Below are 19,893 nucleotides of genomic sequence, written 5' to 3' on the forward strand. Positions count from 1 at the left end.
AAGACAGGAATCATGACCAACGAAGCAGCACAGAGGTTTTCGTCGGGAACAGCGGTGGTTACCGGTGCCGCAGCAGGTATCGGTGAGGGATTCGCCCGTCACCTCGGCCTCCTCGGGATGCACGTCGTGGTGGCCGACATCGACGGAGATCGGGCCGCTGCCGTCGCCGCCGACATCGAGGTTGCCGGCGGGCGAGCCAGCGCCTACGCCGTCGATGTCGCCGACCCGCGCGGGGTCGAGGACTTCGCGGCCGCGGTGTTCGAGGGTCACGGCAGCGTGGAGTTGCTGATCAACAATGCCGGGATCGAATCCGCCGGGTTGCTCTGGGAGATCGACGACGCCCGGTGGCGTCGGCTCATGCAGATCAACGTCGACGGGGTCTTCTACTGCATCAGGTCGTTCGTGCCGCGGATGATCGCCGTCGGGACTCCGTCGTGCATCGCCAACCTCTCCTCGGTCGGCGGTCTGAATGCCGTTGCGGTGCAGGCACCGTACATCGTGAGCAAGCACGCCGTGCTGGCGATGACCGAGTGCCTGCACCAGGACCTGTCCATCGTCGCAGCGCCCATCCAGGTGAGTGCGGTGATACCGCACTCGATCCGCAGTGACATCTTCCGGTCGGCCCTGCGTGAGGCCCCGACCGACAATCCCACGGCGAACGCGGTGTTCGCCGCGATGCAGCGCGACAACGTCGAACGCGGACTCGATCCCCTCGAGGCCGCTGCCCACATGCTCGATCAGATCGCGTCCGGTGAGTTCTGGATCCACTCCGACGACGAGATGTGCATCGCCGCAGCACATCGGCGGGGACGTCAACTGCTCGACCTGGCCCCGCCCGCCGACCCACGAGACATGCTCGCCCGTATGGGTGTGCCAGTACCGGAAGGTGCATCATGACCAACGCAGTCTCTGCGACCACCTACTCAGCAACCGCCGACACCGGCGCGGCCGGCGACGAGACAGCTCTGCGAGCCGCGATCGCGAACTGCGATCCCGCGCCGCTGCTGATGTCGCTGATCCACGTGACCGGCGATCTCGGGCTCCTCGAGGAGTTCGGGGCGAGGCTCGAGATCTCCGTACCGGGTACGCACTACCAGACGACGAACAACAACACCCTGCCCGCCGGCGTGTACCCGGCGGACGTGGTCGCCGACATCCGCGAGCGTGCCGTCGAACTACTCGCGGGGTCCGATCTGACCGCCGCGCTGGGGGTGCCGTCGGAAGAGGTCTTCGCCCAGATGGCTCGGGTGGCGACCTCGCAGGAGGTCGACGACGAGTTCGTCCCGATTCTCCTGGAGCAGGCCGGATTCGAAAGAAGTCGGCGGACCGTTCCGGTCACGGTGACTCCTCCCACGGACTTCGACGTCATCGTCATCGGCGCCGGGATCACGGGTATCAACGCGGCGATCAAGTTGGGGGAGGCTGGGTTCTCCTACACGGTGTTCGAGACGCGCAGCGACGTCGGCGGGACCTGGCACCGCAATCTCTACCCCGGTGCAGCGGTCGACACGCCCAGTCACTACTACTCCTACTCGTTCGAGCTCAACCCCGAGTGGACCCGGTACTACCCGACCGGGCCGGAGTACCAGCGGTACCTGCTGTCCGTCGTGGACAAATACGGCCTCCGCGAACACATCCGGCTGAACACCGAGGTGGTGTCCGCGACCTGGTCGGAGGGCGATCAGCGGTGGCAGGTCGTCACCCGCGACTCCGCGGGCAGGACCTCGACGCGTTCCGCGCGCGCGGTGGTCAGTGCTCTCGGCATGCTGAACGCACCCAACATTCCCGACGTCCCGGGTCTCGACACCTTCGCCGGGACGGTCGTGCACACCGCCCAGTGGGATCCGTCGCTCGATCTGACCGGCAAGAAGGTGATCGTTCTCGGCACCGGATGCACCGCGGTACAGGTCGTGGCGAGCATCGTGGACCGGGTCTCGTCCCTCGACGTCGTCGCGCGATCCCCGCACTGGATCGTCCCGGAACGGGCGGTGGTCAATAACGTTGCCGCAGAACAGCGATGGGCGCTGGCGCATCTGCCGTTCTACCACGAGTGGTTCCGGTTGCGGTCCTACTGGTTCGCCTCGGACAACCTGTACCGCCTGCCGCGGGTGGATCCGGAATGGGCGGCTACGCACTTCTCGGCCTCGGCCGAGAACGACATGGTGCTCCGGAACGCGCAGAAGTACCTGCAGGACAACTTCGCCGACGACCCGGAACTCATGGCGAAGCTGACCCCGGACTTCCGGCCCTACGCCAAGCGGATCGTCAAGGACCCCGGCTTCTACGCGGCCCTCAAACGCGATCACGTCTCCCTTCATCGCGCGTCGTTCGCCGAGGTGACCGCCGATGGGGCGCGCACCACCGAGGGGGAGTTCCTCGAGGCCGACGTCATCATCCTGGCCACCGGGTTCAAGCTGCAGTTCACCACCGCGATCGACATCGTCGGCCGCGACGGCAGGAGTCTCGCGCAGGTGTGGGACGGCGGCGAGGACCCGCGTGCATACCTGGGCGTGCAGGTGTCGGGCTTCCCGAACCTGTTCGTCACCTCCGGTCCCAACTCCGCACCCAATCACGGTGCCGGCCACAACATCACGAGCGAGGAGCAGGTCCACTACATCGTCGAGTGCCTGCAGTACCTGCTCGAGAACGACCACCAGTCCATGGACGTGCGACCCGAGGCGCTCGCGGAGTACAACGCGCGGGTGGACGAAGCGCTCGACGAGACGGTGTGGATGCATCCGGGAGGTCAGGTCAACAGCTACTACCGGAACAGTGCCGGCCGGGCCGTGGTGCCGTGCCCGTGGCGTCTCGTCGACTACTGGACGATGCTGCGAGAACCGCACCCCGAGGACCTGACGTTCGACGCCGCCGACCACAGCTACACCGAAGGTTTCCGATCATGAATACTGTTGTCCCGCAGCGCGATCAGACCGTCGACCTCCTGGTCGTCGGATCGGGCACCGGGCTCGCGGCCGCGCTGGCCGGCCACGAACTCGGACTGTCGACGCTGGTGGTCGAGAAGTCGGAGTACGTCGGGGGTTCGACGGCCCGCTCCGGCGGGGCGTTCTGGGTGCCGGGCAATCCGATCCTGCGCCGTGAACAGCCCGACGACGGCCCGGCGGCCGCGGCCGACTACGTACGCGCGGTGGTGGGTGACAGCGCCCCCGCCGATAGGGGTGCGGCCTTCCTCGAACACGGTCCCGAGGCCATCGCGATGCTCGAGCGGACGACGCCGATGACGTTCATGTGGGCGCGCGGCTACTCCGACTACCACCCCGATGAACCGGGCGGATCAGCCGTCGGCCGCACCTGTGAATGCAAGCCCTTCGACGTCGCCACGCTCGGTCCCGAACAGGCTCGTCTCCGGCCGGGACTGATGGAATCACCACTGCCCATGCCCATCACCGGTGCCGACTACAAATGGCTGAACCTGTTGCGGAGCACACCGGGTCGTTCGCTCCGACGCATCGTGAAGGCGCTGGGTATCGGGCTCGGCGGGCTCGTCGTCAAGCGCCGGTATGCCGCCGGCGGACAGGCGATCGCCGCCGGACTGTTCGCGGGCGCGCTGGCCGCGGACATCCCGATCTGGACCGGCACCCCGATGGTGGATCTCGTGGTCGAAGACGGCCGTGTGGTGGGGGCGGTGGTCAACCGGAACGGCGTGGATGTCACCGTTCGCGCTCGCCGGGGCGTCGTGTTGGCGGCCGGCGGTTTCGATCACGACATGGAGATGCGGCACAAGTTCCAGTCGGAGTCGTTGTCGGCGAACAGCAGTCTGGGTTGCACGACGAACACCGGCGATGCGATCAAGATCGGTCAAGACCTGGGCGCGGGGGTGGCGTCGATGGACCAGGCATGGTGGTTCCCCGCGGTCGCGGCCGTGCCCGGCGGGTCGCCGTCGGTCCTCCTGGCCGAACGGTCGCTGCCAGGCTCGTTCATCGTCGATGCGTCCGGACGCCGCTTCATCAACGAGGCACTCGACTACATGACCTTCGGGCAGCGGGTGCTCGCACGGGAGCAGGCGGGCGACCCGGTCGGGACCATGTGGCTGGTCTTCGACCAGCGGTACCGCAACAGCTATCTCATGGCGGGCAGTCTCTTTCCCGGGCAGCCGCTGCCCCGAGCGTGGTACCAGCACGGCATCGCGGTTCGCGCCGATGATCCGGGTGACCTGGCCATCCACATGGGTGTCGACGAGACCACCTTCCGGAACACCTTCGACGCGTTCAACGCGGCGGCCGCCGTCGGCGTCGACCACGAGTTCGGACGCGGCACCAACGCCTACGAGCAGTACTACGGCGATCCGACCATCAGTCCGAATCCCACGCTCCGCGCGCTCGGCGGCGGACTGTTCGCCGTACGCCTGGAGTTGAGCGATCTCGGGACGTGCGGCGGTCTGCAGGCGGATGACCGGGCTCGCGTGCTGCGCGAGGACGGATCGGTGATCGACGGTTTGTACGCCACCGGCAACACCGCGGCGAATGCGTTCGGTGCGACCTACCCCGGCGCGGGCGCGACCATCGGACAGGGCCTCGTCTACGGATACATCGCCGCGCTGAGTGCGGCCGGCCGGCTCGCGGGGTGACACGGTGAGCCAGATGACCGACGGGCCGATCGTCGACGGCTCATCGATGCGACATGTGCTGGGCCACGTCGCCACCGGCGTCGTGGCGATCACCGGTATCCATCCCGATTCCGGGGAACCGGTCGGGTTGGCGGCGAACTCGTTCACCTCGGTGTCCCTCGATCCGCCGCTGGTGGCGTTCTGCGTGGGCCTGACCAGCACGTCATGGCCTCTGGTGCGCGCCGCAGGCCGGTTCACGATCAACATCCTCGCCGACTCGCAGGAAGCGGTCTGTCGTCGTCTGGCCTCACCTGGTGCGGACAAGTTCCGCGACGTCGACTGGACACCGGCGCCCTCGGGTGCCCCGGTCCTGACGGGTGCACTGGCCTGGATCGACGCCGAGCTCGATGCCGAGCACGCAGCGGGCGACCACACCATCGTCGTGGCGCGCGCGCATCATCTCCGCGCGTCCGATCAGGAGCCGCTGTTGTTCTACCGCGGCGGTTACGGTCGGATCGCGCGTCCGGACGATCCGGCCGGAGGCGTCGTATGACGATGCAACCCATCTCGTGCCAGGGGTGCGGCCGGGAGGTGCTGGTCGAGAAGTTCAGCGCGGCGCACACCTCGATCCAGTGGCCGTTCGACGCACGCGAGTGCCCCTTCATCGCGGCCCGTGACGACGCCGGAACCGGTGCCGGCTTCGGCGCGAACACCCACGGGTGCGAGCAGCTCCTCCGCACCATCGATCAGGCGTTCGCGGAGCGGTCCCTCACCGAGAGTGGTATCGAACTCCCTGTGGGACAGAACGTTCCGCGTCTGCACTGAACGACGCCCGGTGAATGGGAAGGGCGCCGTCACGCCGATCGCGGAGGTGGGACTCTGCGAGTATGGTGACCGACAGCGCTATCGAGACAACCGGAACAAGCGAGAGTACGGAGACGTCGGGCGTCCCCGAACTCCGTGAACTCGCCACCGAACACGGCACATTGCGATATCGGGAGGCCGGCGACGGACCGCCCCTGCTGTTGCTGCACGGCTCCGGCCCCGGGGTGACCGGCTGGCGCAACTTCAGCGGCAACATGCCGGTTCTCGCCCGCCACTACCGGACCATCGTCCTGGAGTTCCCCGGTTTCGGGGTCAGCGACAGTTTCGGTGCGCCGCACCCGATGCACTCGGCGCCGACCGCGGTGCGGGCTCTCCTCGACGGTCTCGGCCTCGACCGTGTGCGACTGATCGGCAATTCCATGGGTGGCTTCGTGGCCACCGACTTCGCGCTATCCGATCCCCAGCGGGTGGAGAAGCTGGTGACGGTCGGCGGCGCCGGGACGAGCCTCTTCGGCCCGCAACCGGGAGAGGGCATCATCCGGCTCGGCGAGTTCGTTGACAACCCATCCCGCGAATCCCTGGTGGCCTGGCTGAACTCGATGGTCTACGACCGATCGCTGATCACCGAGCAGATGATCGACGAGCGGTGGGAGCAGGCCACCGATCCGGAGACGCTGGCCAGTTCGAGGGCCATGTACGGGCGGGCCGCACTGGACCGGATGGCGCAGGCGATGCGGTCGTCGGAGGCGACACCCGGATGGGCGAACCTGCGCAAGCTGGTCGTCCCGACACTGATGACGTGGGGACGTGACGACCGGGTCAGCCCGGTCGACATGTCCATCCTGCCGATGCGGACGATCCCCCACGGCGAGCTCCACATCTTCCCCGACTGCGGCCACTGGGTGATGATCGAGCAGAAGGAAGCCTGGGAATCGGTGGTCCTGGCGTTCCTGGCCCGCTAGAGAGGTACGGCGGCCCGGTCGTCCGATCGGCGGATCAGATGACCGGGCCCGGCAGCCGGCAGTAGCTGTGACAGACACGATCGGAGATGATCCGGTCGGGGCATTCCGGGTCGAACCAGCGGTCGACGAGTCCCCAGTGGACCGGGTGCATCATGTACTGGCCGGTGAGGGCATCGACATCGGCGAACTCCTGCTCCCAGACGTGGGTCCACGTCGATGCACCGCGTGCACGGATCACCGGGCTCAGCTGCCACGCCCTGATTCCCGACATGTGATCGGGCATCGTCAGCGTGGCCTTCTCGAAGCGGTCGACCTCGGCGGCCGGCGCGGTCTCGTCGACCCGCAGGAGCAGAGTCCGATACACGGTGGGAGAGGGGCCGTCGTCGCGTCGGCCGGTGGTGCCCGGACTGCTCGCTCCGACGTACTCCACCGCGTCCACGTGCCGCACCGCGCTGTGCGCGATGGCCGCGTCGAGTACCGATCGGGTGTCCTCCCAGTCCGCGACGGTGGCGAACTGGAGATGCACGACCAGATCCCCGCCGTTGCGGACGCCGATCAAGGTCGGTTCGATCAGGATGCATTGTGCCCGGGAACCTTCGGCAACGCCACGGAGGCGTTTGACGATGACCGTGGTCTCGAGATCGTCTCGTGGGTCGGCGAGGTGGAGGAGTGCGGTCACCTTATACATCGTTGAGTGTCTCCACATCGTCTGCGGAGGCCGCCATCGAACGGGTGCGCTCGACGATCAGTGACTCCATGGACTTCCACCACCGGGACGGCTCGGGATCGTGCCGACCGCGCACGGCCGCCGCCCACCAGTCGCCGGGGCCGGGCACGGTCCAGGTCGCCGTCACCGTGTTGTTCTCCCCGTCGATCCACGCCGGCGGACTCACCAGGACCCGGTCGAGCGTCAAGCCGCGTTCGCGCGCGGACGGCGCGTACTCGGTCAGGTACGCGTCGATGAACTCGGAGGCGCGGCCGGGCCGCACGACGACCTGATCGACGATGTAGATGGTGGCGTCGGGCATGGGACCCACGGTAGGTGCCCGTAACTCCGCTCCGGACAACGGTTCCCGGTAGCCGGGAGCGGACCCACCCCGAGGGTGCGGTGCGGTTTGTAAGGTAGACGACCATGGGACCTGCCAGCGCTTCTCATCCACACCTCCCGGCGACCAGCTGGGCGGTGTTGGGGATGCTGTCGTTCGGCGAGGAGCTCACCGGCAACGATCTGAAGAAGTGGGCCGACTGGAGCATCGGATTCTTCTACTGGAGTCCCTCGGTGAGCCAGGTGTACACCGAGCTGAAGAGGCTCGAGGATCGCGGGCTGGTGACCTCACGCATGGTTGCCGGTGATGGTGAGCGGGGAAGGCGTCTGTACGGCATCACCGATGCGGGGGTGGCGGCGCTGCGGAGTTGGTCCCGCGATGCCGACGTGGAGCTGCCGGTTCTGAAACACGCTGTGATGCTTCGGCTCTGGATGGGGCATCTGCAGGAGCCGGAACAGCTCAAGGAGTTGGTGCGTGCGCACATCGTCAATCTCACCGAGCAGGCCCGCCGTGCCGGGGTTCACGCCGAGCACTCCGACGACGAACCGGCCTGGGCCTTCTCGCAGATGAGCCTGCGGTGGTCCCAGCGGTACTTCGAGTCCGAGATACGTTTGGCGAGGGAGCTTCTCGAAGACATCGACGAGGCCGCGAACCGCTATCGTGAGTCCGCCGCACACGACGACAACGGCTTGCCGATCCCGCGGGACCCGGGGATCTGGCGTTCGACCGTCGAGGACTGACAGACTTCAGGGGAGGGGTATGGCTATCCCTCGGACAGCACGCTCGCGGCGGTGGGTAGCGAACGCAGGAGATCGCGGCGCTGAAGTGTCGGTGTCACCCGCACCCCGACCGACAGGCTCCGCCAGATCGCGGCGGCCGCGAGCTGCACCGGGGTGGTCATCCGGTGGTCGAAAGCCATGTCCCGCAACGGTCCACAGATCGACACCGCGGTCGTCGCCTCGCCGACAGGGCCGATGGGGGCGGCAATGCAACCGAATCCGCGGAGAGCCCCGTCCCGGTGGGTCGCGAACCCGCGTTCCCGGATCAGGTCGTCCCCGGCGAGGTCGCGTCCGTTGGAGGCGAGCAGGGCGTTACCCAGCGCGGTCCGCTCGGCCGGCAACCGCCCACCCACCCGGGTCGGCACATGCGCCGCGAGGCGACCGCCGATCTTGTCGAGGTACACGATGTCCTCACCGTCGAGAACCGCGAGGTGCACGACCATTCCGGTGATCCGGTAGAGGTGATGGAGATGATCGGCGGACGCCGAGTGCACGCGATCCTGATGGACTGCCAGCGAGCCCAACTCGACCAGGCGGATGCCGAGGCTGTAGTCGCGGCCCTGCCGTCGAAGCCACCGCATGGCGACCAGGCGGTCGAGCATGCGGTGCGCCGACGACCTCGGCACCCCGGTACGGAGGACGACCTCCGCGAGGCTGAGGGTCTCCCGCCCGGCGAAGGCCTCGAGGACGAGTGACAGGCGATCGAGGACGGCGGTAGGGGCTGCGTCGTTCACGGGTGTTCCCGGACGGTCACAGGAGATCGGTGCGGGTTCGGCAACCGTCGTCATGTCGGCACTCCTTCATACTGCTAACGCTCTGACATGGCTATTTCGATTAGGAATATGCCACAGCGTCAGAGGTTTGTGAAGCAGGTCACGCAAGTTGGTCCCGGTTGCGTCTCTGGTCAGTGGGCCGGTTCGATCACCAACGGGCAGCGGGTGCCGGTGAAGATGCTGGCCGCGCACAGGTTGCAGTGGATGCACAGCGAGGTGGCGTTCCGATCCTTGCCGATCCGGTTGATCAGGTCGGGTTCGCGTAGCAGAGCGCGCGCCATGGCGACGTATTCGAAACCATCGGCCATGGCGGTGTTCATGGCCTCCAGGTCGGTGATCCCGCCCAACAGGACCAGCGGCATCGTGAGCGCATCGCGGAACTGTCGGGCGAAGTCGCGGAAGTACAGCGGTTCGTAGGGATAGTGGGAGAACACCATGTTGCCGAACATCTTCATCCCGAGTTTGACGATGCCCTTCTGGGTCTCGGCCATCTCCCGCACGGGGACGTCGCCGCGGAAGAGGTACATCGGGTTGAGCAGCGACGATCCGCCGGTCAGCTCCAGCGCGTCGAGATTGCCGTCGGCCTCGAACATCGTTGCCACACGCAGGGACTCGTCGAGCCACAACCCGCCGGGGACGCCGTCGGCCATGTTCATCTTCGCCAGAACCGCGATCTCGTCCCCGGCGGCCTCGCGGACCGCCGCCAGGATACGTCGGGCGAACTCGGCGCGATTGGTCAACGACCCGCCCCAGGCATCCTTGCGCCGATTGAGGTTCGGGCTCAGGAAGGAACTGGCGAGATAGTTGTGACCGAGGTGGACCTCGACGGCGTCGAACCCGACCTCCTTGGCGTAACGCGTGGCCTTGGCGTGCGCCTCGATGACGCGCTGGATGTCGGCGGGCGTCGCAGCACGATCTAGTGCCATGGCGAGAGGGTTGGGCCGGGTGGACGGTCCGATCGACGGCAGGCCGGTCGACCGCGAATTGGCCACCGGTCCGGCGTGTCCGATCTGTGCCGAGATCTTCGCGCCGGTGGCGTGGACGGCCTCGGTGAGCCGGCGCAAGCCGGGCAGCGCCTCGGGGCGCCAGTAGATCTGGTCGCGTTCGGTCCGTCCCTCGGGTGCCACCGCCAGGTAGGCCACCGTGGTCATGCCGACCCCGCCCTTGCCGACGGCGACGTGGAAGTCGATCAGGGCATCGGTGACCAGCGCATTCGTGGTGACGCCCTCGAAGGTCGCCGACTTGATGACCCGGTTGCGCAGTTCCACGGGTCCGATGCGTGCGGGGGCCAGGGGGTCGGGATGCGGAGGTGCGGGTCGCGTGGACTCGGCGATCGGGAGCGGAGTGGGCCGGTGATGGTCCTCGACGGTCATGGGGCTTCCTTTCGGATCGGGCTGTGATCGGTGGGAGGGCGGGGATCGGTGGGAGAGCGGGGTCGGAGCCGGGGCGTCACGGGGTCGGGATCGTGATCGTGAGCCAGCGGAGCGCCTCTTCGACGGCATCGGCCGAGTCGATGTCCGGGGCGAGCTCGGCCCAGCTGAGCAGGGCGTCGAAGGTGGCCGCCTGATAGGCCGTGGCGATCGCGCGGCACACGGAGGCCGGCGCCCCGGGGAGTCGTCGGCCGATGAACCCGGCGAGCTCACCGATCCACGGTCGGTACGCGGCGGGGGCCATCGCCACGAGTTCGGGCTCGGACGAGATCAGCCGCAACCAGTCGGCACTCACGCGCTGGACGTGCGGTTCGTGTGAGACCGACTCGGCGATCGCATGGCGGACGGCGTCGCCGAGAGGGGCGTCAGCGGTGGTCGCGGCCAGCGCGGCCGTGAGACGTTCGGTCGCCGGTTCGACGCCCAGCCAGGCGATGTCGGATTTGGACGGGAAATGGCGCACGAGGGTTCGCGCGCTCACACCCGTTGCCGCGGCCAGATCCTGCCAGCTCGTGGCCGCATAACCGTGCGTCGACCAGAGGCGGAACGCTTTGGCGACGACGTCGTCGGTGTCGAGGACGGACGGCCGTCCACGGCGCCGGGGCGTCCCGGGTGCGAGCGTCATGAGAGCTACATCACCATTTTTGGCGAGGACTGTCAATAATGCGACGGCGCGTTCGTCCGATCGGGTCGACGCCGTGGGTGCTGACTGAAGTGGCTGCGGCAGGACTGATTTCGGGTCGTCTGACCAAACGACGCGACGTTCCCGGCTCAGATTTTCCGACCTCCCAGTCAATGGGAACGCCTCATCGCGCGCCCGTGGCGGTACGCACATAATTCACTGCCGCCACCCGGAGGGTGATGTGCATCACGCGAGGAACTGTGCGTGTCGGATGTCTCGTCCGGTGCGGGTTCTCGCACATCTCGTGAAGGAGAAGCCCGATATGAAACTCGGCGGACTGATTCGGCACCGGCGGACCATCGTCGGCGTCAGTGCCCTGGCCGTGGTCGCCACGTTCGGCGCCACCGCATGTGGCAGTGATGATTCCACCAGCAACAGCGCCTCGTCGGCCTCGACGTCGTCGCTCCCCTCGAAGCCGGCGGCCGGCGAACCGATCAAGATCGGATTCGTCTCACCCGAGGGTGGTGCCGCGGTGTCGATTCCCGAGTACCGGCAAGGTGCCGAAGCCGCGGTGCAGTACGTGAACAACAACGCCGGCGGCCTCGCCGGACGACCGATCGAGCTCGTGGTCTGCAAGCAGCAGGAGGAGCCGACCTCGGCCACCAAGTGTGCCAACGAGTTGGTGGAGAAGAAGGTCTCGGCGGTCCTGTCCCCGGGTACCTCGATGGGACAGGTGATCGTGCCGATCATCACCGGCGCCAAGATTCCCTACGTCACCCTCAACGCGGTGTCACCGGTCGAGCTCACGTCCCCCGACGTCGCCGCACTGTCGGCCGGGCTGCCCGGAACGCTCACCGCGATGGCCAGCGGGGCCAAGGACAAGGGGATGAAGTCCGTCACCCTGTTCGCCAGTGACGGCGGCGGGATGGGCAACGTCATCACCCAGATGGGAACCCCCGTCTTCGGTGCCTACGGAGTGGATCTGAAGGTCGTGCCCCTGCCGCTCGGTGTGCCGGATCCGACCCCGATGGTGTCGGCGGGTCTGTCCGAGAAGCCCGACGGCGTGAGCATCATCGCCGACGCGGCGACCTGCGCGGGCGTGCTGAAGGCCGTCCAGACCGCCGACCCGAACGTGCAGAAGATCCTGATCCCCACCTGCCTGGACCCCAACGTCACCAAGGTGATCGGCCTGGACACGGTCAAGGGCAACGTCGGCATCACCGCGACGGACTACCTGTCCGACAGCCCGGACTCGGTGCTGTACCGATCGGTCCTGGCCCAGTACGCACCCGACCTGTCGATCACCGGCGCCGGCGCGTCGGGCTACCAGGTGCTGCTCGGGTTCGTGCGTACCGCCGGCGGCGTCCAGGGTGACGTGACCCCGGCCTCGCTGGGTGCGGCGATCAAGTCCGCCAAGGACGTCGAGATGCCCGCCGGCGGCGGAATCACGGTGACCTGCAACGGCAAGGCGTTCCCGCAGATGCCTGCGCTGTGCTCCAGCCAGATGCTCTACGGGACCGTCAACGACGAAGGCGTGCCGGTCGACCTGAAGCTGGCCGGCCAGCAGCCGGCCGCCTAACCCGGCATACGAGGACAATTCATGACCGACCATCTCTCCTATCTCGTACTCGGCCTCGGCAACGGGGCGGTGTACGCGGCCATCGGGCTAGCGCTCGTCATGACCTTCAAGAGCTCCGGCGTCGTCAACTTCGCGACCGGCGCCGTGGCCCTGTACACCGCCTATACCTACGTCCTGCTGAGGACAGGGGAGCTGATGGTCCCGATCCCGGGACTCCCCAAGACGGTCCATCTCGGTGGACCTCTTGGGGTCGTCCCGGCCATGGCGATCGCCCTGGTGATCGCCGCCGTCCTCGGATTGTTGTTCTACGCTTTGATCTTCCGTCCGATGCGCAACGCCTCGGTGGTCGCCAAGGCGGTTGCATCGATCGGCCTGATGATCGTGCTCCAGGCGCTCATCGCGCAGCGGGTGGGAACCGAGATCCCGCTCGTGGAGCCGATCTTCCCGATCGAGACCATCACCATCGGCGACAGTCGGGCACCGACGGACCGGATGTGGCTCGCCGGCTGCGTCGTCGGCCTGGCGGTGGTCACCACGCTGGTCTTCCGGTACACGCGGTTCGGGATGGCCACCGAAGCGGCCGCCGAGTCGGAGAAGGGCGCATACCTGACGGGGCTGTCGCCGGATCGGATCGCGTTCAGCAACTGGGCGCTGTCCTCGGTGCTCGCGGGTCTCGGCGGCATCCTCATCGCGCCGCTGGTGACCCTGAATCCGGTCGCGTACACGATGTTCATCGTGCCGGCGCTCGCGGCCACCCTGGTCGGCAACTTCTCGTCGATCTGGCTCACCGTCATCGCCGGTATCGCCATCGGTGCCCTGCAGTCCGAGGTCACCAATCTTCAGAACACCTTCGACTGGCTTCCGAAAACGGGTATGGGAGAGGCGATCCCACTCGTCCTGATCATGGCGTTCCTCGTCGTCCGGGGCAGGCCGCTGCCCGATCGCGGTGCGGTCGCCCGACCGGCACTCGGCCGGGCACCCCGTCCCGATCACGTTCTCCTCCCGGTGCTGGTGGCGATCGCGGCCGCGGTGATCGCGCTGCTGGTGACCGGTGGCAGTTACCGCGCGGCGATCATCACCAGCATGATCTTCGGCATCGTCGCGCTCTCCCAGGTGGTGGTGACCGGGTATGCCGGCCAGGTGTCTTTGGCGCAGTTGACCCTTGCGGGTGTCGGCGCCTACTCGCTCTCGGTGCTCAACACTCATCTCGGTGTCCCGTTCCCGTTCGCGCCGATCCTGGCGGCCCTCGGGGCCACCGTCATCGGTGTGGTGGTCGGACTGCCCGCGCTACGGGTCCGGGGGCTTCCGCTCACCGTGGTGACCCTCGCTCTCGCCGTGTTCCTCGAGGCGTTCTGGTTCCGGAACCCCTCCCTGAACGGTGGCGTCAACGGCGCCCCGATCGACACGCCACGGATCTTCGGTATCGACCTCGGAATCGGTGCGGGAGAGAGCTATCCGCGGATCGCATTCGGGTTGCTGTGCCTGTTCACGCTGACCGTCGTGGCGCTGGGGGTCGCCTGGCTACGCCGGAGCCCGCTCGGCACGGACATGCTCGCGGTCCGCGCCAATGAGCGCTCAGCAGCCGCGACCGGCATCGACGTATCCCGTACCAAGCTGGCGGCGTTCGCGATCGGAGCGTTCATCGCAGGTCTGGGTGGCGCGCTGCTCGGTTACCAGCAGACCCTCGCGACCGCGGAATCGTTCACCGTGTTCCTGGGCATCAGCCTTTTCGCGGTCATGTACATCGCCGGGATCACCTCGATCACGGGCGGCATCCTGGCCGGGCTCATGGCGCCCGGTGGCCTGCTCTACATTCTTGTCGACCGCTTCTTGCACGCCGGCGAGTACTACACCCTGATCAGCGGTGTCCTGCTGATCGTCTCGGTCATGGCGAATCCCGACGGCATCGCGAGCCGGCTCCCGAAGATCCCGTGGCCGACCCTGGCCCGTCGCGGCCGTGCGAACACCGTTGCGGCAGGAAATGATCGGGCAATCGCACCGTCCCCGTCGCCGGCGATCGACCGCAGCCGGGCAGCCCTCGCCGTCGACGGTGTGGGCGTGTCCTACGGTGCGGTGGTCGCCGCGGCCGACGTCACCTTCGAGGTGTACCCCGGCGAGATCGTCGGACTCATCGGACCCAACGGTGCGGGCAAGACGACCGTGATCGACGCGATCACCGGTTTCGCCCCGTCCACGGGCACGGTGACTCTCGACGGCGACGAGGTGAGCTCGCTGCGTCCACACGTGCGTGGTCGACGCGGTCTGGGACGGTCCTTCCAGGACGTCGAACTGTATGACGACCTGTCGGTTGCCGAGAACGTGACGGTGGGGGCGACACGGTCGCGGTCCGACGAACCGATCGAGACACGGGTCTCCTCGGTCCTCGCGACCTTGGGTATCACCGACCTGGCCGACGCCGAGGTGGCGACGCTCTCGCAAGGGCATCGGCAGCTGGTGTCGGTGGCCCGCGTCCTCGCAATGTCGCCGATCGTCGCGTTGCTCGACGAACCCGCCGCTGGACTCGACTCCGGCGAGAGCCGTTGGCTGGGCGAACGTCTCCGTATGGCACGCGATGCCGGGATGTCGATCCTGATGGTCGATCACGACATGGATCTCGTCCTGTCCATCTGCGACCGGATCGTCGTGCTCGATCTCGGCCGGGTCATCGCGACGGGGACGCCGGACGAGATCCGTACCGATGCCGCGGTGGTCCGGGCCTACCTCGGTACACCTGCCGAGACCCAGTCCGTCGAGGCCCAGTCCGTCGAGACCGAGGAGGTCCTGTCATGACCGCACTCCGCTGCCGCGGGCTGTCCGCAGGTTATGTCCGGCAACGTCCGTGCGTCCGGGACGTCGATCTCGACGTCGAGGCCGGCCAGATCGCGTGTCTCCTCGGGCCGAACGGCGCGGGCAAGACGACACTGCTGATGTCCCTGGCCGGGATGGTGCCGCGTTTCGCCGGTGAGGTGACGGTGGACGGGAACGTCCTGCCGGCCGATCGCCCGCGGGATTCGGTGCGGTCGGGACTGGTGCTCGTGCCGGACGATCGCGCGCTGTTCCGCCAGCTGCCCACGGTCGCCAACCTCCGGCTCGCGGTGAAGGCGCGAGGAGACCGTGCCGCGGCGGTCGAGGAGGTGCTCGGCTACTTCCCGTCGCTGGAAAAGCGACTCGGGGTCGAGGCGGGACGTCTCTCGGGTGGTGAACAACAGATGCTGGCCATCGGCCGGGCCATCGTGCAGCGACCCAAGGTGCTGCTGATCGACGAGCTGAGCATGGGACTCGCGCCGGTGATCGTGGACGAGATCCTCGACGTCCTCCGCCGGCTTGCGGATGAGCGGGGAATGGCCGTGGTCCTCGTCGAGCAGCACGTGCAACTCGCCCTGAGCATCGCCGACCGGGCGGGGATCCTCGTCCACGGCAGTATCGCAATCGACGATTCCGCTCAGGCATTGCGAGCAGACCCCGCCCGGATCGAGAGGGCGTACCTCAGTGTCTGACGGTGACCCGCTCGCTGAATGAGAAGGCCGCCGCCACGGTCGCGGCGGAGATGGTGACATGGTCGCCGGCAGGGATTTTCGGGCGATCGAACCGAGGGGTGCCCCGGAAATGCAACGTGTTCTAAACTAGAACACGTTCACATTGGGAAGGTGAGGGCACAATGGCGGTTGACCAGCAGGTTCGCGAGAAGATCGCTGCTGAGCTCTGGGAGTCGGAGGCCTCCGCGACGGCTATCGACCGTCCCACGGACTCCCACCCGGACCTCGACGTGGTCGATGCCTACGAGATCCAGCTGATCAACATCCGCAAGCGTCTCGACGCCGGCGCGAAGGTCGCCGGGCACAAGGTCGGCCTCGCATCAGAGGCGATGCAGAAGATGATGGGCGTCGACGAGCCCGATTACGGCCACCTCCTCGACGAGATGCAGTACTTCGAGGAGACCCCCATCGACGCGAAGAAGCTGTGCTTCCCGAGGGTCGAGGTGGAGGTCGGGTTCATCCTGGGCGAGGATCTGCCCGGCGAGGGATGTACCAACGAGGACGTGATCGCCGCGGTCGAGTGGGTGGTGCCGTCGATCGAACTCATCGACTCCCGGATCAAGGACTGGAAGATCACGCTGTGCGACACCATCGCCGACAACGCCTCGTCGTGCGGCTGGATTCTCGGGCAACAGCGAGTCCCGATCAGCGAGATCGACACCGGGGACATCGAGGCGGTCCTGCATCGTAACGGCGAGATCGTGGCGAAGGGCAATTCGTCTGCGGTGCTGGGACATCCGCTGAACGCGGTGTCGTGGCTGGCACGCAAGGTCGACAGCTTCGGCGTCCGACTCCGCAAGGGCGACGTCATCTTGCCCGGCACGGCGACACGAGCCATCGACATCTCATCGGGTGATCACTTCGTGGCCGAGTTCGTCGGACTCGGTTCGGTCACTCTCGACTTCACCTGACATACAACAGACTTCACTAGCAAAAGGAGGATCCACGTGGCGGCGAAACTGACCGCGGCGATCATCGGATCGGGCAACATCGGCACCGATCTGATGTACAAGCTGGAGCGTTCGGAGGTCATCGAACCCCGTTGGATGGTCGGCATCGACCCCGAGTCGGAGGGTATGAAACGTGCCGCCGACCACGGGCTCATCACGATGAGCGGCGGTGCGGACGAACTCCTCGGGTCGCAGGACAAGCCCGACCTGATCTTCGAGGCCACGTCGGCGTACGTGCACCGTGAGTACGCACCCAAGTACGAGGCGGCCGGCATCACCGCGGTCGACCTCACCCCGGCGGCCGTCGGACCTGCCGTGGTCCCGCCGGCCAACCTGCGCGAACACCTCGACGCCCCGAACACCAACATGATCACCTGCGGCGGGCAGGCGACGATCCCGATGGTGCACGCGGTCTCGTCGGTCGTGCCGGTGCCCTATGCGGAGATCGTGGCATCCGTGGCCTCGGTCTCGGCCGGTCCGGGCACGCGCGCCAACATCGACGAGTTCACCGCCACCACGTCGGCCGGTGTCGAGACGATCGGCGGTGCGAAGCGTGGCAAGGCGATCATCATCCTGAACCCGGCCGATCCGCCGATGATCATGCGCGACACCATCTTCTGCGCCATCCCCGAGGATGCCGACACCGATGCGATCGCGGAGTCGATCCACCGTCGGGAGAAGGAGATCCAGGCCTACGTGCCCGGCTATCGCCTGCTGCAGGACCCACAGTTCGACCCGCCGAGCGTCCTGAACGGCGGCTTCGCGCGCGTGTCGATCTTCGTGGAGGTCGAGGGGGCGGGCGACTTCCTGCCGCCCTACGCCGGAAACCTGGACATCATGACCGCCGCCGCGACCAAGGTCGGCGAAGAACTCGCAAAGAAGAAGTTGGGAGTCCCCGCATGAGCACCAACGTGGTCACCACCCCGCGCGACCCGAAGCTGATGGCCAACGCGCGCAAGTACTCCGACACCCTCGACATCCGCATCACGGACTCCTCGCTGCGCGACGGCAGTCATCACAAGCGTCACCAGTTCACCGAGGAGGAGGTGCGCGCGATCGTCGGTGCGCTCGACGAGGCCGGTGTGCCGGTCATCGAGGTGACCCACGGTGACGGACTCGGCGGCTCGTCGTTCAACTACGGGTTCTCCAAGACCCCGGAGCAACAGCTGATCAAGGCGGCCGCGGAGACCGCGAAGCGCGCCAAGATCGCCTTCCTGATGCTGCCCGGCCTGGGCACGAAGGACGACATCCGGGCCGCACAGGACAACGGCGGTCAGATCTGCCGCATCGCCACCCACTGCACCGAGGCCGACGTCTCCATCCAGCACTTCGGTCTCGCACGCGATCTCGGACTCGAGACCGTCGGCTTCCTGATGATGAGCCACAGCCAGCCGCCGGAGGTCATCGCCAAGCAGGCCCGCATCATGGCCGACGCCGGATGCCAGTGCGTCTACGTCGTGGACTCCGCGGGTGCGCTCGTGCTCGAGGACGTCACCGTGCGGGTGGAGGCACTGGTCGCCGAACTCGGCGACGACGCCCAGGTCGGGTTCCACGGTCACGAGAACCTCGACATCGCGGTCGCCAACTCGGTCAACGCGATTCGTGCCGGCGCCCAGCAGATCGACGGGTCGATCCGACGCTTCGGAGCCGGCGCGGGGAACACGCCCACCGAGGCCTTCGTCGGGGTGTGCGACAAGCTCGGGATCACGACCGGCGTCGACTTCATGAAGATCGCCGACGCCGCGCAGGACGTGGTTCGCCCGGCGATGCCGTCAGAGTGCCTGGTGGACCGCCCGGCGATGATGATGGGGTACGCCGGCTGCTACAGCTCGTTCCTCAAGCATGCCGAGGGCCATGCCGAACGCTACGGCGTATCGGCGGCAGAGATCCTACTCGAGGCCGGCGCGCGCAAACTCGTCGGCGGCCAGGAGGATCAGCTCATCGACATCGCGCTCGAGCTGAAGAAGAAGCAAGACGCCAATGCCGGTGTCTGAGAACGCCGACGGTTCCGGTTTCGACCCGAAGCGGTACGGCCCGTGGGCGGTGATCGCCGGCGGATCCGAGGGTGTGGGTGCGTCGTTCGCCCACCAGCTCGCCGACGCCGGGATCAACGTCGTACTGATCGCGCGCAAGCCCGGACCCCTGGAGGAGACGGCTGAGGAGGTCCGCGCCCGCGGTGTGCAGGCGCTGACCCTGTCGGCCGATCTCACCGATCCGTCGGTCATCGACGAGATCATCTCCGTCACCGACGATCTCGATGTCGGCCTGTTCATCTACAACGCCGGTGCCAACACATATGGCAACGACTTCGTCGAGGGCGACCTCGAGAAGTTCCAGACCGTCATCGATCTCAACATCACCGCCCAGCTGGCGCTCGTGCACCACTTCGGTGCGCGGTTGCGGGCGAGGGGGAGTGGCGGGTTGTTGCTCGTCGGTTCGATGAGCGGCTACCTCGGCGGCAAGCATCTCTCGATCTACGGTGCCGTGAAGGCCTTCGGGCGCGTGTTCGCCGAGTCGCTCTGGCTCGAGCTGCGTGACCACGGCGTCGACGTTCTCGAGCTCGTGCTCGGCGTGACGCGCACGCCGGCCATGGAGCGGGCCGGGATGAACCTCGGAGGGCCGCTGAAGGCGAGCGAGCCCGAGGACGTCGCGCGCGAAGGACTCGAACATCTCGCCGACGGTCCGGTGCGGGTGGCCGGCGGCAACGCGCGTCGAGTGGAGAAGATCAACGGTCCCGACCGGCGCAGCCTGATCCTGGCCCAGCACGAGGCGATGCTGAAACTGTTCCCGCAGAAGGCAGCCGCCTCCGCGGCGCCGACGCGGAGCTGAG

At 67.2% G+C, this 19,893-nt stretch carries 19 protein-coding genes; 14 read left to right on the forward strand and 5 right to left on the reverse strand.

All coding sequences use genetic code 11. The annotated features are described in order from the left end of the window. Positions 1–12 precede the first annotated feature (12 nt). The 6 genes from NWF34_RS06700 to NWF34_RS06725 all read left to right on the forward strand — a co-directional run bounded on the left by NWF34_RS06700 (position 13) and on the right by NWF34_RS06725 (position 6,351). Positions 13–897, forward strand: coding sequence for an SDR family NAD(P)-dependent oxidoreductase (locus tag NWF34_RS06700; RefSeq protein ID WP_258324455.1), 885 nt, complete (start codon positions 13–15; stop codon positions 895–897). Beyond that, positions 894–2,903 (forward strand): NAD(P)/FAD-dependent oxidoreductase, encoded by a 2,010-nt coding sequence (locus NWF34_RS06705; RefSeq protein WP_258324456.1) that lies wholly within the window; start codon positions 894–896, stop codon positions 2,901–2,903. The genes NWF34_RS06700 and NWF34_RS06705 overlap by 4 nt, the downstream gene beginning before the upstream one ends. Continuing rightward, entirely contained in the window at positions 2,900–4,585 is a 1,686-nt protein-coding gene (locus tag NWF34_RS06710; RefSeq protein WP_258324457.1) for a 3-ketosteroid-delta-1-dehydrogenase, read from the forward strand. Before NWF34_RS06705 ends, NWF34_RS06710 begins: the two co-directional genes overlap by 4 nt. A gap of 13 nt (positions 4,586–4,598) precedes the next feature. Continuing rightward, the gene (locus NWF34_RS06715) at positions 4,599–5,117 is read left to right on the forward strand and encodes a flavin reductase family protein (RefSeq protein WP_258324602.1); all 519 of its coding nucleotides are present in this window, start codon (positions 4,599–4,601) and stop codon (positions 5,115–5,117) included. Further along, positions 5,114–5,389 (forward strand): hypothetical protein, encoded by a 276-nt coding sequence (locus NWF34_RS06720; RefSeq protein ID WP_258324458.1) that lies wholly within the window; start codon positions 5,114–5,116, stop codon positions 5,387–5,389. Before NWF34_RS06715 ends, NWF34_RS06720 begins: the two co-directional genes overlap by 4 nt. A gap of 62 nt (positions 5,390–5,451) precedes the next feature. Next, positions 5,452–6,351, forward strand: coding sequence for an alpha/beta fold hydrolase (locus NWF34_RS06725; RefSeq protein ID WP_258324459.1), 900 nt, complete (start codon positions 5,452–5,454; stop codon positions 6,349–6,351). Between the two features lie 34 nt (positions 6,352–6,385). Here the strand turns inward: NWF34_RS06725 and NWF34_RS06730 are convergent, their stop codons facing one another. Next, on the reverse strand, positions 6,386–7,039 hold the full coding sequence (locus NWF34_RS06730; protein ID WP_258324460.1) for a Dabb family protein: 654 nt from the start codon (positions 7,037–7,039) through the stop codon (positions 6,386–6,388). After that, positions 7,032–7,379 carry a hypothetical protein gene (locus NWF34_RS06735; protein WP_258324461.1) on the reverse strand — a complete coding sequence of 116 codons (348 nt, stop codon included), beginning with the start codon at positions 7,377–7,379 and terminating at the stop codon, positions 7,032–7,034. Before NWF34_RS06735 ends, NWF34_RS06730 begins: the two co-directional genes overlap by 8 nt. A 104-nt stretch (positions 7,380–7,483) precedes the next feature. On the opposite strand from NWF34_RS06735, the gene NWF34_RS06740 reads away from it, so the two are divergent. After that, positions 7,484–8,137, forward strand: a complete 654-nt coding sequence (locus tag NWF34_RS06740) for a PadR family transcriptional regulator (RefSeq protein ID WP_258324462.1) — start codon at positions 7,484–7,486, stop codon at positions 8,135–8,137. 23 nt (positions 8,138–8,160) lie between these two features. Here the strand turns inward: NWF34_RS06740 and NWF34_RS06745 are convergent, their stop codons facing one another. The 3 genes from NWF34_RS06745 to NWF34_RS06755 form a co-directional block, all read right to left on the reverse strand. Then, positions 8,161–8,964 carry an IclR family transcriptional regulator gene (locus NWF34_RS06745; RefSeq protein WP_258324463.1) on the reverse strand — a complete coding sequence of 268 codons (804 nt, stop codon included), beginning with the start codon at positions 8,962–8,964 and terminating at the stop codon, positions 8,161–8,163. Positions 8,965–9,080: 116 nt separating this feature from the next. Continuing rightward, a complete protein-coding gene (locus NWF34_RS06750; RefSeq protein ID WP_258324464.1) occupies positions 9,081–10,322 on the reverse strand; it encodes an NADH:flavin oxidoreductase in 1,242 nt (413 codons plus the stop codon). 76 nt (positions 10,323–10,398) lie between these two features. Then, a complete protein-coding gene (locus NWF34_RS06755) occupies positions 10,399–11,001 on the reverse strand; it encodes a TetR/AcrR family transcriptional regulator (RefSeq protein WP_258324465.1) in 603 nt (200 codons plus the stop codon). Positions 11,002–11,320: 319 nt separating this feature from the next. Between NWF34_RS06755 and NWF34_RS06760 the strand changes: the two genes are divergently transcribed. From NWF34_RS06760 to NWF34_RS06790, 7 genes are all read left to right on the forward strand, one after another. Further along, complete coding sequence (locus NWF34_RS06760) at positions 11,321–12,577, forward strand: ABC transporter substrate-binding protein (protein WP_258324603.1); 1,257 nt, start codon at positions 11,321–11,323, stop codon at positions 12,575–12,577. 21 nt (positions 12,578–12,598) lie between these two features. After that, positions 12,599–15,367 (forward strand): branched-chain amino acid ABC transporter permease/ATP-binding protein, encoded by a 2,769-nt coding sequence (locus NWF34_RS06765; RefSeq protein WP_258324466.1) that lies wholly within the window; start codon positions 12,599–12,601, stop codon positions 15,365–15,367. Then, positions 15,364–16,074, forward strand: coding sequence for an ABC transporter ATP-binding protein (locus NWF34_RS06770; protein WP_258324467.1), 711 nt, complete (start codon positions 15,364–15,366; stop codon positions 16,072–16,074). The genes NWF34_RS06765 and NWF34_RS06770 overlap by 4 nt, the downstream gene beginning before the upstream one ends. Before the next feature lie 161 nt (positions 16,075–16,235). Then, positions 16,236–17,024, forward strand: a complete 789-nt coding sequence (locus NWF34_RS06775; protein ID WP_258324468.1) for a 2-keto-4-pentenoate hydratase — start codon at positions 16,236–16,238, stop codon at positions 17,022–17,024. Between the two features lie 36 nt (positions 17,025–17,060). Beyond that, positions 17,061–17,966, forward strand: coding sequence for an acetaldehyde dehydrogenase (acetylating) (locus NWF34_RS06780; protein WP_159404485.1), 906 nt, complete (start codon positions 17,061–17,063; stop codon positions 17,964–17,966). Continuing rightward, the gene (gene dmpG, locus NWF34_RS06785; RefSeq protein WP_159404484.1) at positions 17,963–19,057 is read left to right on the forward strand and encodes a 4-hydroxy-2-oxovalerate aldolase; all 1,095 of its coding nucleotides are present in this window, start codon (positions 17,963–17,965) and stop codon (positions 19,055–19,057) included. Before NWF34_RS06780 ends, dmpG begins: the two co-directional genes overlap by 4 nt. Beyond that, positions 19,044–19,892 carry an SDR family oxidoreductase gene (locus NWF34_RS06790; protein ID WP_258324469.1) on the forward strand — a complete coding sequence of 283 codons (849 nt, stop codon included), beginning with the start codon at positions 19,044–19,046 and terminating at the stop codon, positions 19,890–19,892. Before dmpG ends, NWF34_RS06790 begins: the two co-directional genes overlap by 14 nt. Position 19,893: the final 1 nt, after the last annotated feature.

Source organism: Gordonia sp. GONU (assembly GCF_024733855.1).
In the GTDB taxonomy this organism is placed as follows: domain Bacteria; phylum Actinomycetota; class Actinomycetes; order Mycobacteriales; family Mycobacteriaceae; genus Gordonia; species Gordonia amicalis.

Excerpts from the sequence above, each read along its gene's own strand:
- NWF34_RS06710 (WP_258324457.1), top strand. The coding sequence starts at position 2,900 with ATGAATACTGTTGTCCCGCAGCGCGATCAGACCGTCGACCTCCTGGTC.
- NWF34_RS06740 (WP_258324462.1), top strand. The coding sequence starts at position 7,484 with ATGGGACCTGCCAGCGCTTCTCATCCACACCTCCCGGCGACCAGCTGG.
- NWF34_RS06770 (WP_258324467.1), top strand. The coding sequence starts at position 15,364 with ATGACCGCACTCCGCTGCCGCGGGCTGTCCGCAGGTTATGTCCGGCAA.
- NWF34_RS06720 (WP_258324458.1), top strand. The coding sequence starts at position 5,114 with ATGACGATGCAACCCATCTCGTGCCAGGGGTGCGGCCGGGAGGTGCTG.
- NWF34_RS06775 (WP_258324468.1), top strand. The coding sequence starts at position 16,236 with ATGGCGGTTGACCAGCAGGTTCGCGAGAAGATCGCTGCTGAGCTCTGG.
- NWF34_RS06765 (WP_258324466.1), top strand. The coding sequence starts at position 12,599 with ATGACCGACCATCTCTCCTATCTCGTACTCGGCCTCGGCAACGGGGCG.
- NWF34_RS06730 (WP_258324460.1), bottom strand. The coding sequence starts at position 7,039 with ATGTATAAGGTGACCGCACTCCTCCACCTCGCCGACCCACGAGACGAT.
- NWF34_RS06700 (WP_258324455.1), top strand. The coding sequence starts at position 13 with ATGACCAACGAAGCAGCACAGAGGTTTTCGTCGGGAACAGCGGTGGTT.
- NWF34_RS06745 (WP_258324463.1), bottom strand. The coding sequence starts at position 8,964 with ATGACGACGGTTGCCGAACCCGCACCGATCTCCTGTGACCGTCCGGGA.
- dmpG (WP_159404484.1), top strand. The coding sequence starts at position 17,963 with ATGAGCACCAACGTGGTCACCACCCCGCGCGACCCGAAGCTGATGGCC.
- NWF34_RS06755 (WP_258324465.1), bottom strand. The coding sequence starts at position 11,001 with ATGACGCTCGCACCCGGGACGCCCCGGCGCCGTGGACGGCCGTCCGTC.
- NWF34_RS06715 (WP_258324602.1), top strand. The coding sequence starts at position 4,599 with ATGACCGACGGGCCGATCGTCGACGGCTCATCGATGCGACATGTGCTG.
- NWF34_RS06725 (WP_258324459.1), top strand. The coding sequence starts at position 5,452 with ATGGTGACCGACAGCGCTATCGAGACAACCGGAACAAGCGAGAGTACG.
- NWF34_RS06735 (WP_258324461.1), bottom strand. The coding sequence starts at position 7,379 with ATGCCCGACGCCACCATCTACATCGTCGATCAGGTCGTCGTGCGGCCC.
- NWF34_RS06750 (WP_258324464.1), bottom strand. The coding sequence starts at position 10,322 with ATGACCGTCGAGGACCATCACCGGCCCACTCCGCTCCCGATCGCCGAG.
- NWF34_RS06790 (WP_258324469.1), top strand. The coding sequence starts at position 19,044 with ATGCCGGTGTCTGAGAACGCCGACGGTTCCGGTTTCGACCCGAAGCGG.
- NWF34_RS06705 (WP_258324456.1), top strand. The coding sequence starts at position 894 with ATGACCAACGCAGTCTCTGCGACCACCTACTCAGCAACCGCCGACACC.
- NWF34_RS06760 (WP_258324603.1), top strand. The coding sequence starts at position 11,321 with ATGAAACTCGGCGGACTGATTCGGCACCGGCGGACCATCGTCGGCGTC.